The sequence below is a fragment of the Salmonella sp. SAL04213 genome, from assembly GCF_046550535.1.
GTDB classification, from domain to species: domain Bacteria; phylum Pseudomonadota; class Gammaproteobacteria; order Enterobacterales; family Enterobacteriaceae; genus Salmonella; species Salmonella enterica.
The window spans coordinates 44,103-57,713 of sequence record NZ_JBGDXS010000003.1; the positions used below are offsets into that span (position 1 = coordinate 44,103).

The 13,611-nt window shown below is 51.7% G+C and carries 11 protein-coding genes; 5 read left to right on the plus strand and 6 right to left on the minus strand.

Annotation, left to right across the window (positions count from 1 at the left end):
• Positions 1-88: 88 nt before the first annotated feature.
• Entirely contained in the window at positions 89-829 is a 741-nt protein-coding gene (gene cysQ / locus ACLJPQ_RS09690) for a 3'(2'),5'-bisphosphate nucleotidase CysQ (protein ID WP_000893398.1), read from the plus strand.
• On the opposite strand, the gene ACLJPQ_RS09695 is transcribed toward cysQ, so the two are convergent.
• Complete coding sequence (locus tag ACLJPQ_RS09695) at positions 819-1,376, minus strand: YtfJ family protein (RefSeq protein WP_000175298.1); 558 nt, start codon at positions 1,374-1,376, stop codon at positions 819-821. The genes cysQ and ACLJPQ_RS09695 overlap by 11 nt on opposite strands.
• Positions 1,377-1,702: 326 nt before the next feature.
• Between ACLJPQ_RS09695 and ACLJPQ_RS09700 the strand changes: the two genes are divergently transcribed.
• Positions 1,703-1,909 (plus strand): DUF1107 domain-containing protein, encoded by a 207-nt coding sequence (locus tag ACLJPQ_RS09700; RefSeq protein ID WP_000689229.1) that lies wholly within the window; start codon positions 1,703-1,705, stop codon positions 1,907-1,909.
• A gap of 83 nt (positions 1,910-1,992) precedes the next feature.
• On the opposite strand, the gene ACLJPQ_RS09705 is transcribed toward ACLJPQ_RS09700, so the two are convergent.
• Together ACLJPQ_RS09705 and msrA are read right to left on the minus strand one after the other, a co-directional pair.
• A complete protein-coding gene (locus tag ACLJPQ_RS09705) occupies positions 1,993-3,336 on the minus strand; it encodes a hemolysin family protein (RefSeq protein WP_000934972.1) in 1,344 nt (447 codons plus the stop codon).
• Positions 3,337-3,518: 182 nt separating this feature from the next.
• Positions 3,519-4,157 carry a peptide-methionine (S)-S-oxide reductase MsrA gene (gene msrA / locus ACLJPQ_RS09710; protein ID WP_000051467.1) on the minus strand — a complete coding sequence of 213 codons (639 nt, stop codon included), beginning with the start codon at positions 4,155-4,157 and terminating at the stop codon, positions 3,519-3,521.
• A gap of 212 nt (positions 4,158-4,369) precedes the next feature.
• On the opposite strand from msrA, the gene tamA reads away from it, so the two are divergent.
• Genes tamA through ACLJPQ_RS09725 form a run of 3 tightly spaced genes read left to right on the plus strand, consistent with a single transcriptional unit; the run spans position 4,370 to position 10,226 of the window.
• Complete coding sequence (gene tamA, locus ACLJPQ_RS09715; RefSeq protein WP_080184878.1) at positions 4,370-6,103, plus strand: autotransporter assembly complex protein TamA; 1,734 nt, start codon at positions 4,370-4,372, stop codon at positions 6,101-6,103.
• The gene (gene tamB / locus ACLJPQ_RS09720) at positions 6,100-9,879 is read left to right on the plus strand and encodes an autotransporter assembly complex protein TamB (RefSeq protein ID WP_000060822.1); all 3,780 of its coding nucleotides are present in this window, start codon (positions 6,100-6,102) and stop codon (positions 9,877-9,879) included. The genes tamA and tamB overlap by 4 nt, the downstream gene beginning before the upstream one ends.
• A gap of 2 nt (positions 9,880-9,881) precedes the next feature.
• On the plus strand, positions 9,882-10,226 hold the full coding sequence (locus tag ACLJPQ_RS09725) for a gamma-glutamylcyclotransferase (RefSeq protein WP_001219167.1): 345 nt from the start codon (positions 9,882-9,884) through the stop codon (positions 10,224-10,226).
• Between the two features lie 53 nt (positions 10,227-10,279).
• Here ACLJPQ_RS09725 and ACLJPQ_RS09730 read toward each other — a convergent pair whose 3' ends face one another.
• From ACLJPQ_RS09730 to ppa, 3 genes are all read right to left on the minus strand, one after another.
• The gene (locus tag ACLJPQ_RS09730) at positions 10,280-11,488 is read right to left on the minus strand and encodes an MFS transporter (RefSeq protein ID WP_000203132.1); all 1,209 of its coding nucleotides are present in this window, start codon (positions 11,486-11,488) and stop codon (positions 10,280-10,282) included.
• The gene (locus tag ACLJPQ_RS09735; protein WP_080184879.1) at positions 11,485-12,648 is read right to left on the minus strand and encodes a metallo-dependent hydrolase; all 1,164 of its coding nucleotides are present in this window, start codon (positions 12,646-12,648) and stop codon (positions 11,485-11,487) included. Before ACLJPQ_RS09735 ends, ACLJPQ_RS09730 begins: the two co-directional genes overlap by 4 nt.
• Positions 12,649-13,057: 409 nt before the next feature.
• Positions 13,058-13,588, minus strand: coding sequence for an inorganic diphosphatase (ppa, locus tag ACLJPQ_RS09740; RefSeq protein ID WP_000055079.1), 531 nt, complete (start codon positions 13,586-13,588; stop codon positions 13,058-13,060).
• Positions 13,589-13,611: the final 23 nt, after the last annotated feature.

Below are 13,611 nucleotides of genomic sequence, written 5' to 3' on the forward strand. Positions count from 1 at the left end.
CGCTGACGGTATCACAGTTGGCGGAACCCTTAACGATCGGGTATAAGTAAAACAACGAGTTAACGCCCCTGTCATAAAGAGGTGGAGAATGTTAGAACAAGTATGCCAGCTTGCACGGAACGCGGGCGATGCCATTATGCAGGTTTATGATGGAGCCAAACCGATGGAGTACGCCCGCAAGCAGGACGATTCTCCAGTCACTGCGGCGGATATCGCCGCACATACCGTGATTCTCGAAGGGTTACGCACGCTCACGCCGGATATTCCGGTGCTTTCAGAAGAAGATCCGCCTGCCTGGGAAGTGCGCCAGCACTGGCAGCGCTACTGGCTGGTCGATCCGCTCGACGGCACCAAGGAGTTCATCAAGCGCAATGGCGAATTCACGGTCAATATCGCGCTGATTGAGCAGGGCAAGCCGGTGTTGGGCGTTGTCTATGCGCCGGTGCTGAAAGTGATGTACTACGCGGCGGAAGGTAAGGCCTGGAAAGAGGAGTGCGGGGTGCGTAAGCAGATTCAGGTCCGGGATGCCCGCCCGCCGCTGGTGGTGATTAGCCGTTCGCATACGGATGATGAACTCACCGAATATCTCCAACAGCTTGGCGAACATCAGACAACCTCTATTGGTTCCTCGCTGAAATTCTGTCTTGTGGCGGAAGGCCAGGCGCAGCTTTACCCCAGATTTGGGCCGACCAGCGTCTGGGACACTGCCGCAGGTCATGCCATTGCCGTTGCAGCCGGGGCGCACGTTCACGACTGGCAGGGAAAAACGCTGGACTATACCCCTCGTGAGTCGTTCCTTAACCCCGGCTTCCGGGTGACTATTTACTGAGGAGCTTATGCAGCAGGTCGACCACCTGCTGTACCTCTTGCTGGGTTAACGCGCCATCTTTCACCCATTGAACCCGACCGTCTTTGTCAAGCACGATGACGGCGGACCCCTCTTCTTTTAATTGCCAGGCGTTACGCGCCACGCCATTGCTGTCGACAATAAATTGCGACCACGGGTAGAGCTTTTTATTACTTTCTATACTGCTACGCACGAACATACCGGAGCCAGGGATCGCATCATCGGTGTTCACAATTGTGGTCGTCTGGTATCTGTCATGCGGGAGCTTGGCTGATTTAATCGCTTCAATCAGCGTGGCGTTTTTTTCCTTCGCTGACGTTCGACCCGCAATGTGCAGCAGGACGCGCACTTTTCCCGCCAGCTGCGCGCTATTCCAGTTTTTATAACTAAACTCATCTTTATTCAACGTCAGTTCGCCACGGTCGGCAATGCCTACCGGCGGCACCCGTTGGTTAACTTCAAGTTTATGCGCACAAGCCATTATGGGGAGTAGCAGACACGACATCGCCAGAATTTTACGTAGGGTCATGGTCATTCCTTCTTTATTTTTTTGCAGGTGATCCGACCACTTTGGGCCGATAGTTAATCATATGTGCGATTGATGCTTTTTCCCGCAAAGGGGATGCCAGTTTGCGGGCGGGCGCACACTTCCTGTGAAAAATGAAGGCATATACTGAGAAAAATGAGCTGATGTTTAGATAATTCTGAATAACTGTAATCAAAAGGTAAATATACTTATGCACACTGGAAACGACGTAGATATGGTCTATAGTCATATGGCATTAAAATTTGCGCCTTAAAACTGTTGGGCCGATTGTGGCACCGCAAGGGCGTAATACTCTGCAGGAGACAACAATGAAAATTTTCCAACGCTACAACCCGCTACAGGTGGCGAAGTACGTGAAGATCCTGTTCCGTGGACGGTTATATATCAAGGATGTTGGCGCTTTTGAGTTCGATAAGGGGAAGATTCTTATCCCAAAAGTGAGGGACAAGCAGCACTTGTCTGTGATGTCTGAAGTTAACCGTCAGGTTATGCGTCTGCAAACTGAGATGGCGTAACCAAAAGTGCTATGCAGTAGGTTAAAAAAGTAAAAAAAACGGCTCCTGAATCAGGAGCCGTTGATGTTTCTGGCAAACGGATTTCAGGCCGCGCTGTCTTCTTTGTCTTTTGCATCGGGCAGTTTCGGTGCCGGTACGTTGCTTTTATTGTCGAGACGCGTCACCAGCAACTGATCGATACGGTAGTTGTCGATATCCACCACTTCAAATTTGTAGCCGGAAAACTTCACCGAATCAGTACGTTTTGGGATCTTGCGCAGCATAAACATCATAAAGCCGCCAATGGTTTCATAGTTGCCGGATTGCGGAAACTCATCGATATCCAGCACGCGCATGACGTCGTCAATCGGCGTGCCGCCGTCAACCAGCCAGGAATTTTCATCGCGCGCCACAATTTGCTCTTCCAGTCCCTGGCCGACCAGGTCACCCATTAGCGTGGTCATCACATCGTTCAGCGTAATGATACCGACGACCAGCGCGTATTCATTCATAATGACCGCGAAATCCTCACCCGCCGTTTTGAAACTTTCCAGCGCCTCAGAAAGGGTCAGCGTATCCGGCACAATCAAGGTATTGCGAATTTGCACGCCGCTATTCAGCGCCATACTTTGGTTCGCCAGCACGCGATTCAGCAGATCTTTGGAGTCTACATAGCCGATGATGTGGTCGATATCTTCATTACACACCAAAAATTTTGAGTGCGGATGTTCGGCGACCTTTTTCTTCAGGCTTTGTTCGTCTTCGTGTAGATCAAACCAGATGATACTTTCGCGCGACGTCATAGAAGACGGTACGGTGCGGGATTCAAGTTCAAACACATTTTCAATCAGTTCGTGCTCTTGCTTGCGCAAGACGCCCGCCAGCGCGCCGGCTTCCACCACTGCGTAAATATCATCAGAAGTAATGTCGTCTTTCCGCACCATTGGAATTTTGAACAGGCGGAAGATGTTGTTTGCCATGCCGTTAAACAGCCACACCAGCGGGCGAAAAACGAACAGGCAGAAGCGCATCGGGTTGATGATACGCAAAGCCACAGCTTCTGGCGCAATCATACCGATGCGTTTCGGGGTTAAATCCGCGAACAGGATAAACAGCCCCGTCACCAGCGAGAAAGAGAGAATAAAGCTCAGCTGCTCGGAGAGTTCTGGCGACATATAGTGCGAGAAAAGGGCGGAAAAGGCGGGCGAAAATGCCGCATCGCCGACGATACCGCCAAGAATAGCGACGGCGTTCAGGCCAATTTGCACAACGGTGAAAAACATGCCGGGATTTTCCTGCATTTTCAATACGCGTTGTGCGTTGATACTGCCTTCATCAGCTAATAATTTAAGTTTAATCTTACGTGATGCGGCAAGCGAGATCTCGGAGATGGAGAAGAACGCACTTACAGCGATCAGGCAGAATATAATGAATATACTGTTTAACATATCTTATCCGGCGAAACGCCAGATCCTCGGAAGGGAAGTTTATAAATCCGTGTGGTAACGTTTAATGAAAACCGGCTCGTAGCAGTGAGCCGATAAGTTCAGGGCTAGTATAGCGTAAGCTACTGTAAAGTCGCCAGAGGGTTCATTTTCAACTCCGACAAGTTCCCCCTACGCCAGCGTCGTCACGCGTCAGGCGGCAGGCAAACGCCGATCCCGCCAATCCCGCAGTAACCGTATGGATTTTTGTGCAGATACTGTTGGTGTTCATCTTCGGCGTAGTAAAACGGCGTCGCATGGGCGATTTCCGTGGTAATAGGGCGATGGTCTCCGGCGGCGGCCATTGCCGACTGAAAGCGCTCGCGACTGGCGTGAGCGGCGGCATTCTGCTCCGGCGTTAAGGGATAAATCGCAGAACGGTATTGCGTACCGTGATCGTTACCCTGTTGCATCCCCTGCGTCGGATCGTGATTTTCCCAGAAGGTCTGTAAAAGCTGCTCATAACGGATAACGGCAGGATCGTACACTATCCGTACCGCTTCGGCATGACCGGTCTGCCCGGAGCAGACTTCCCGGTAGGTTGGATTAGGCGTGTAACCGCCTGCATACCCTGCCGCGGTGCTATATACGCCGGGCAATTGCCAGAATAAACGTTCTACGCCCCAGAAACAGCCCATAGCGAAGTAGGCGATCTCCATCCCGGCAGGGACATTGGTCATAGAGTGTTCATTTACCGCATGCAGAGTGGCGATCGGCATCGGGGTGTTGCGTCCTGGTAACGCATCTGCTTGAGTAACAAGATGTTTTTTATCAAATAAACTCATGAGCTATTCTCCCGAAAGCGTTAATTGGCGTTAAGGTTGTAACGAGACGCATCTTTGCACACAATAACAACATTAATGTATCTGGATTTAACCATAAGAAATATTTGGGCAGTCGTCTGCTTTTCAATCGCAATTGTTGATTTTATGTTAAGCCGCGGAGCGGTAGTGTGATTTTTTCCAGGGGTGGGAATAGGGGATATTCAGGAGAAAATGTGCCACATATCCGTCAGTTATGTTGGGTTAGCTTACTGTGCCTGAGCAGTTCTGCGGTAGCCGCAAATGTTCGTCTGAAAGTCGAAGGGCTATCCGGAGAGCTGGAAAAAAACGTTCGCGCACAGCTCTCTACGATTCAGAGCGATGAGGTGACGCCGGATCGGCGCTTTCGCGCCCGAGTTGATGATGCGATTCGCGAAGGGCTTAAAGCGTTAGGCTATTACGAACCCACTATCAAATTCGACTTGCTTCCACCGCCTGCGAAAGGACGGCAGGTATTAATCGCCAGGGTTACGCCCGGCCAGCCGGTGTTGATTGGCGGTACAGAAGTCATTTTACGCGGCGGCGCGCATACGGACAAAGATTATCTGGCCTTACTGAAAACGCGTCCGGCAATCGGCACGGTGCTGAACCAGGGAGACTATGACAATTTTAAAAAGTCGTTAACCAGCGTGTCGCTACGTAAAGGCTATTTCGACAGCGAATTCGTTAAAAGTCAGTTGGGAATTGCTCTGGGCCGTCATCAGGCGTTTTGGGATATTGATTATGATAGCGGTGAGCGCTATCGCTTCGGACCTGTCACCTTCGAAGGTTCGCAGATTCGTGATGAATATTTACAAAATCTGTTGCCGTTTAAAGAGGGCGATGAGTACGAGTCGAAAGATTTGGCGGAACTAAACCGCCGACTTTCCGCTACCGGATGGTTTAATTCTGTCGTGGTGGCGCCGGAATTTGAGAAATCGCGTAAAACAAAAATTCTGCCGTTAAAAGGCGTGGTATCGCCGCGAACCGAAAATACGATTGAAACCGGGGTGGGGTACTCCACCGACGTCGGGCCGCGCGTGAAAGCGTCGTGGAAAAAACCGTGGATGAACTCTTACGGTCATAGTCTGACCACCAGCACCAGTATATCTGCGCCGGAACAGGTGCTGGATTTTAGTTATAAAATGCCGCTGCTGAAAAACCCGCTGGAGCAATACTATCTGGTACAGGGCGGTTTTAAACGTACCGATTTGAATGATACGGAGCAGGACTCGACCACGCTTGCCGTGTCGCGTTACTGGGACCTTTCCAGCGGTTGGCAGCGGGCGATTAACCTGCGCTGGAGTTTCGACCACTTTACCCAGGGGAACGTCACCAATACCACCATGCTGTTCTACCCGGGCGTGATGATCAGCCGAACCCGCTCGCGAGGGGGACTGATGCCAACCTGGGGCGATTCGCAGCGCTATTCAGTAGACTATTCGAATACGGCCTGGGGCTCCGACGTGGATTTCTCCGTGCTGCAGGCGCAAAACGTCTGGATTCGGACTTTGTACGATCGCCACCGTTTTGTGATGCGCGCCAATTTGGGCTGGATAGAAACCGGTGATTTCGACAAAGTTCCGCCGGATTTACGTTTCTTCGCCGGGGGCGACCGCAGTATTCGCGGCTATAAATACAAATCTATTTCGCCTAAAGATAGCGACGGCAATCTTAAAGGCGCCTCAAAACTGGCAACCGGATCGCTGGAGTACCAGTATAACGTCACCGGCAAATGGTGGGGGGCGGTGTTTGTCGATAGCGGCGAGGCGGTGAGTGATATTCGCCGTAGCGATTTCAAAACCGGGACCGGGGTCGGCGTGCGCTGGGCGTCGCCGGTTGGGCCTGTCAAACTCGATTTTGCCGTACCGGTCGGCGACAAAGACGAACACGGTTTACAGTTTTATATCGGTCTGGGGCCTGAATTATGAGTTTATGGAAGAAAATAAGCCTCGGCGTGTTGATTTTCATTGTGGTGTTACTGGCGAGCGTTGCGTTTCTGGTCGGGACGACGACGGGGCTGCATCTGGTATTCAGTGCGGCGAACCGCTGGGTGCCGGGGCTGGAGATTGGGCAGGTCACCGGCGGCTGGCGGGACTTATCGTTAAAAAATATCCGCTATGAGCAGCCGGGCGTTGCGGTGAATGCGGGCGAAATTCATCTGGCCGTCGGGCTTGATTGCCTGTGGCGCAGTAGCCTGTGCGTCAATGATCTGGCGCTAAAAGACATTAATGTCGCTATCGACAGCAAAAAAATGCCACCCTCCGAACCGGCGCAAGAAGAGGAAGAAAGCGGACCGCTGAACCTCTCCACCCCCTGGCCCATCACGCTGTCGCGCGTGGCGTTGAATAACATCAATATCAAGATTGATGACACTACCGTTTCGGTGCTGGATTTTACCTCCGGGCTGGCATGGCAGGAGAAAAACCTGACCCTGAAACCGACGCGGCTTCAGGGATTGCTGATCGCGCTGCCGAAGGTCGCTGACGTGGCGCAGGAAGAGGTGGTTGAACCCAAAATCGAGAAACCTCAACCGGATGAAAAGCCGCTTGGCGAAACGCTAAAAGATCTGTTTGCAAAACCAGTAATGCCGGAGATGACCGATGTTCACCTGCCGCTCAATCTGAATATCGAGTCATTTCGCGGCGAGCAGCTACGCATCACCGGCGATACCGATCTGACGGTGCGCACGATGCTGCTTAAAGTCAGCAGTATCGACGGTAATATGAAGCTGGATACTCTGGATATCGACGCCAACCAGGGCACGGTGAAAGCCTCCGGTACGGCGCAGCTCGCCAATAACTGGCCGGTTGATATTACGCTCAACAGTACGCTGAATATCGATCCGCTAAAGGGTGAAAAGATAAAACTCAAGGTCGGCGGCGCGTTACGCGAACAACTGGAGGTCGGGGTGAACCTTTCCGGGCCGATGGATGTCGCGCTTCGCGCCCAGACGCGGCTGGCGGAGGCCGGTTTACCGCTCAATCTTGAAGTCGTCAGCCAACGCATTGCCTGGCCATTGACGGGTGATACCCAGTTTCAGGCTGACGATCTGAAGCTCAAACTGAGCGGTAAGATGACCGACTATACGTTGTCGATGCGAACCGCCGTGAAAGGACAAGATATTCCGCCGGCGACCATTACGCTGGATGCTAAAGGGAATGAGCGGCAGATTAATCTCGATAAACTCACCGTCGCCGCTCTGGAGGGAAAAACCGAACTGAAAGCGCTGGTGGACTGGCAGCAGGCGATTAGCTGGCGTGGCGAACTGACGCTGAATGGCATCAATACCGCTAAAGAGATCCCGGACTGGCCCGCGAAGCTTAACGGCGTCATGAAAACCAAAGGCAGCCTCTACGGCGGCACCTGGCAGATGGATGTCCCGGAGCTCAAGCTGACCGGCAATGTGAAGCAGAACAGCGTTAACGTCAACGGGACGCTAAAGGGCAACAGCTACATGCAGTGGACGATCCCGGGGCTGCACCTTGCGCTGGGCCCAAACAGCGCCGATATAAAAGGCGAGCTTGGCGTTAAGGAGCTGAATCTTGACGCCGCCATCGATGCGCCAGGGCTGGATAATGCGCTGCCAGGACTGGGCGGCATGGCAAAAGGAATCGTTAAAGTCCGCGGTACGGTAGAAGCGCCGCAGCTGTTGGCGGATATCACCGCCCGCGGCCTGCGCTGGCAGGAGCTGTCTGTCGCCCAGGCGCGCATTGAGGGCGATATTAAATCCACCGATCAGATAGCGGGCCATCTCAACGTTCGCGTAGAGCGGATTTCGCAACCCGACGTTAACATCAATCTGGTGACGCTTGACGCCAAAGGCAGCGAGAAGCAGCATCAGCTACAGCTCCGTGTTCAGGGAGAACCGGTATCCGGTCAACTCTCCCTGACAGGCAGTTTTGATCGCGAGGCGGCGCGCTGGAAAGGGACGTTAAGCGACACCCGTTTCCAGACGCCAGTGGGGCCATGGTCGTTGACCCGCGCGATTGCGCTGGACTACCGTAATAAAGAACAGAAAATCAGTATCGGGCCGCATTGTTGGCTGAACCCGAACGCCGAGCTGTGCATCCCGCAAACCATTGATGCGGGCGCCGCAGGACGGGCGGTGGTCAATCTCAACCGCTTTGATCTGGCGATGCTGAAGCCATTTATGCCTGATACCACTCAGGCCAGCGGGATCTTTAGCGGGAAAGCGGACGTGTCGTGGGACACCACCCAGGAGGGATTACCGCAGGGGAAGGTCACGCTTTCCGGTCGTAATGTGAAGGTCACGCAGACCGTCAATGACGCGCCATTACCGGTCGCGTTTGAGACGCTGAACCTCAGCGCCGATCTGCACAATAATCGCGCCGAGCTGGGATGGCTGATTCGCCTGACGAACAATGGTCAATTCGATGGCCAGGTGCAGGTAACCGATCCTCAGGGGCGGCGCAATCTCGGCGGTAACGTCAACATGCGCAATCTCAATCTGGCGATGGTCAACCCTGTCTTTTCGCGCGGCGAAAAAGCGGCGGGAATGTTAAACGCCAGGCTACGTCTGGGCGGCGATGTGCAAAGCCCGCAGTTGTTTGGTCAGTTGCAGCTTAGCGCGCTGGATATTGACGGTAATTTTATGCCGTTTGAGATGCAGCCGAGCCAGCTCACCATGAACTTTAGCGGGACGCGTTCGACACTCGCCGGTATCGTGCGAACACAACAAGGGCAAATTAACCTGAACGGTAACGCCGACTGGAGTCAGATTGACAACTGGCGCGCGCGGGTGACGGCGAAAGGCAGCCGGGTGCGGATTACCGTTCCGCCGATGGTGCGCCTGGATGTCTCGCCGGATGTGGTCTTTGACGCGACGCCTTCGCTGTTCACGTTGGATGGGCGTGTGGACGTTCCGTGGGCACGAATTGTGGTGCACGACCTGCCGGAGAGCGCGGTCGGCGTCTCCAGCGATGTGGTTATGCTCAACAATGACTTGCAACCAGAAACGCCGCAGACAGCGTCTATTCCCATCAACAGTAATCTGACGGTCCACGTCGGCAACAACGTGCGCATCGACGCCTTCGGGCTTAAAGCGCGTTTGACCGGCGATTTGAAAGTCGCGCAGGATAAGCAGGGGCTGGGGCTGAATGGTCAAATCAATATTCCTGACGGCCGATTCCGCGCCTACGGCCAGGACCTGCTTGTCCGTAAAGGCGAGCTGCTGTTCTCCGGCCCGCCGGATCAGCCGCTGCTCAATATCGAAGCGATCCGTAACCCTGACGCCACCGAAGACGATGTCATTGCGGGCGTGCGCGTCACAGGCACTGCTGATGAACCCAAAGCGGAAATCTTCTCCGATCCGGCGATGCCGCAGGCTGAAGCGCTTTCTTATCTGCTGCGTGGGCAGGGGTTGGACAGCAATCAGAGTGATAGCGCAGCAATGACTTCCATGCTTATTGGCCTGGGGGTTGCGCAAAGTGGTCAGGTTGTGGGTAAAATCGGAGAGACATTCGGTGTAAGTAATCTGGCGCTGGACACGCAAGGGGTGGGCGATTCGTCCCAGGTTGTGGTCAGCGGCTATGTACTGCCGGGTCTACAGGTGAAGTATGGTGTAGGGATATTTGACTCTCTGGCGACGCTCACGTTACGTTATCGCCTGATGCCTAAGCTATATCTGGAAGCAGTGTCTGGCGTAGATCAGGCACTTGATTTGCTCTATCAGTTTGAGTTTTAGCAATGCGAATATTTGTCTATGGCAGTTTACGACAGAAACAAGGCAACAGTCACTGGATGACCAATGCCCAATTGCTTGGCGATTACCGTATCGATAACTACCAGTTGTATAGTCTGGGCCACTATCCAGGCGCAGTTCCGGGAAACGGAGCGGTATACGGTGAAGTTTATCGAATTGATAACGCCACGCTGGCCGAACTTGATGCTTTGCGCACCAGGGGCGGTGAATACGCACGCCAGTTAATCCAGACGCCTTACGGCAGCGCATGGATGTATGTATATCAACGTCCTGTTGATGGGTTAACTCTGATTGAAAGCGGTGACTGGTTAGACAGAAACCAGCCCTGAACTGAACACGCCACCCTCGGGTGGCGTTGTTTTTTACATTCTGGCTGATGGCGCTAGCGCCGGGCACGATGAGCTCTTATTCTGCCGTAGATCAATAATGACGCGCCGCCCAGGATAACAATGCATCCGAGAACCATAAATCCCTGCATATAGCTGCCGGTTGTCCGGTAAAAATAGCCGACCATTAGGCCTGCCAGCGTACCGCCGCCGCCGGCGCCGATGCCATTAATAATACCGGAGGCTGGGCCAATCGCATGGGGTTTAACGTTCGACTGGATAATCGACCAGATGTTGGGGGTAAAGCTGGCGGCATAATAACCCATCGCCAGGGTAATGAGCGTGATTTTAAAGCCCGGCGCATCGACAAATGGCAGGAGAAATAACATCACGCCGGGGATTAGTAGGCCCAGTGAAGCAATAAGTACACGCTTTTGTGTCTTATCACTGATCCATGAGATAGGGATTGCCAGTATAACCGCAGTCAGATAAGGCAGAGAACTGACCAATGCTTTACTGAATCCGGTATAGCCGAGAGAATTGACAACCATGGGGATCCATAACGTAATTCCCCAGAATAACATCCCTTGAGTGATGTAGGTAAAAATAAGGAGTAGGAAGGGGGTTCCGCCCAGCGATTCCAGGGTAAGTTTAGTTTTCTCTGTTGGCGCCGGCGCACGATAATAAGGCGCTTCTTCCTGTTTTTTCAGCATTGTTATATAAAGTGGAACCACAACAACAATGCCGATCACACCAGTGATAATAAAAACATTTCGCCAACCGAAGGCAGCATCCAGCGGAGACAAAATCATAAATCCCAGGCCTAATGCCAGGAACTGTCCATAATACTGGATAATGCTGTTCGCCTGCGTCCGTTCTTTGTCTGAAAACCAGTCGCTGGCGAAGCGGGACTGCTGCGGCCAATAAATGCCTTCGGTAATGCCAAGCACCAGCCGACAAATCAAAATAACGTACACTGACGAGGTAAATCCGACAAAAACGGTCGCAATCGACCAGATTAGCACCATCAGAATGACTATTTTTTTCGGATCGTATCGCTGGGTAAATACGCCGCCAAAAATATTTGAAAAGGCATAGCCAATAAGAAATATGGTTAATACAATGCTGGCCGTTGCGCCATCAATATTCAGGTCGTGTGTAATCGTAGGTAACGTAACGGAAAGATTAGAACGGTCAAGATAAGCAACAAAAAGGCCGAACATTAATGTCGCGCCGATCCGTAGCCATTTTTGCATTGAGGTCATTTTTCAACTCCGTTTGGCCGCGCGCCAAAATCAATTTGACGAAATAATATCTCACCGGATTTTATGGTCATTTGTGGTACCAGCACATGCGTCCCCGTGAGCGTTTCACCATGAATATCGGCAAATTCAACATGCCTGTTTTTTAATTTAAAGATGGCGATATCGGCAAATGCCCCAGGGGCCAGCGTACCAATTTCTGCTGCCATGCCCAATAAAACTGCTGGGGTATGGGTACAGGCGTTAATGACATCGGTAAGCGCGACGCCGAGTGCTAAATATTTCGATAAAACCCATGGTAAGGCGTAAACAGGCCAGGCGAGTTTAGTGATGGTTGAGAGATCGCTACTGATGATATCCGGAAGAAAGCCATTGGCGATGGCCCGGCGTGCCGTGTTCATCGAAAAATGGCTGCGACCATTGGCGGCATCAAATATAACGCCTCTTTCCCTTGCCTGACGGACTTCGGCTAAGACAGCGCCTTCATCAGTAAGAATGGTGCTACCTTTGCCGTGAAACGCATGAGCGATAATATCGCCGCGGCGTAGCAAGGAGACAAGTTCTTTCATGGGAACGACGGGATGAGTCGAGTGTATTGCCACGGGGCACCTTAAATCGTTGGCAATACGAAGGGATTCAGTCAGCGGTTTTAATCCATATTCAGCAATGTCCTCAGTCTGAACCTTGAGTTTTAATCCCTGAAGAACGTTGCGATACTGGCGAAACAGCGCGTGGATCTTATTTTCATCAATATTGTCAGGATCATAATTTTCTTGTGACCAGGTTTGGCCCGGCGGCGACACGGTCAGAAACGCTTTGATTCGAACTTTGCTGGCGCAAATCACCGTTCGGTAGAAGGCATCAAAGTTTGCCGTACCGGCAGAACCTGCATCCACGACGGTGGTGACGCCATTCGGCGGCATGTACATATCAGGCCTGACGCCGCCTTCCGTCGCGTCATAAAAAACATGCGCGTGATAATCGATAAGACCGGGAGTGACGATCATGCCGTCGGCATGGATAATCCGGGTCTCCGAAGTTACAGGATATTTATCGGCATCAACGATAATATCGTTAATGATGCGTAAATTGTTAATCTCATTAATATTACGAGCGGGATCGATGATATGTCCACCGGTAATTAATATATCATTTTTCATCATAATCTCTTAAAATAGTAAATAATTGTGGCAGCCCTTAAAAATATATTAAAAAGTGTGTTTTGAGCGGATATTATGTTGGATTAAAAATACGGTTATTGGTAGGGAGAGCTTAGGATACCTTATTAAAAAGGTAATCGGGCCTATGCACTAAATAAGAATTTGGCGCTTGCTAATATTTAGGGCGTAAGTCCAGAGGAGTCTGCGGGCATTCACAAAACAATTATTATCTTAAGCTTTTTAGAGAAAATGTGAGCGTATTCAACCCTTTTTAATAAAAAATAAGGTAGAGTTTTATTCATTCCGTGAATGTTAAACTAATAATGATAAAAATTGTGTTCTATTCATTAGCCAATAAAAAGGCCCTCATTACTATGAGAGCCTTTATCTTGACGATTATGTAAAAGCGAACTTATTTCTTCGCTGCGCGCTCGAAGGAGGCAACGATTTCCGCTTTAGCCGCTTCGGCGTTGTCCCAACCGTCAACTTTCACCCATTTGCCTTTTTCGAGATCTTTATAATGCTCGAAGAAATGAGTGATCTGCGCTTTCAGCAGTTCCGGCAGATCGTTCACATCTTTAATGTGATCGTACTCTTTGCTCAGTTTGGTGTGCGGTACGGCAACCAGTTTCGCATCTTCACCGGATTCGTCGGTCATTTTCAGTACGCCAACCGGACGGCAACGGATGACGGCGCCTGGCTGCAGCGGGTACGGCGTCGGGACCAGAACGTCTACCGGGTCGCCGTCCAGAGACAGGGTATGGTTGATGTAACCGTAGTTGCACGGATAGAACATCGCGGTGGACATGAAGCGGTCAACGAACAGCGCGCCGCTCTCTTTGTCAACTTCGTATTTGATCGGATCTGCGTTAGCCGGGATCTCGATAACGACGTAGATATCTTCCGGCAGTTCTTTACCCGCCGGGACGTTGAGTAAGCTCATGTCTGTTTCCTTTGAATTTATGA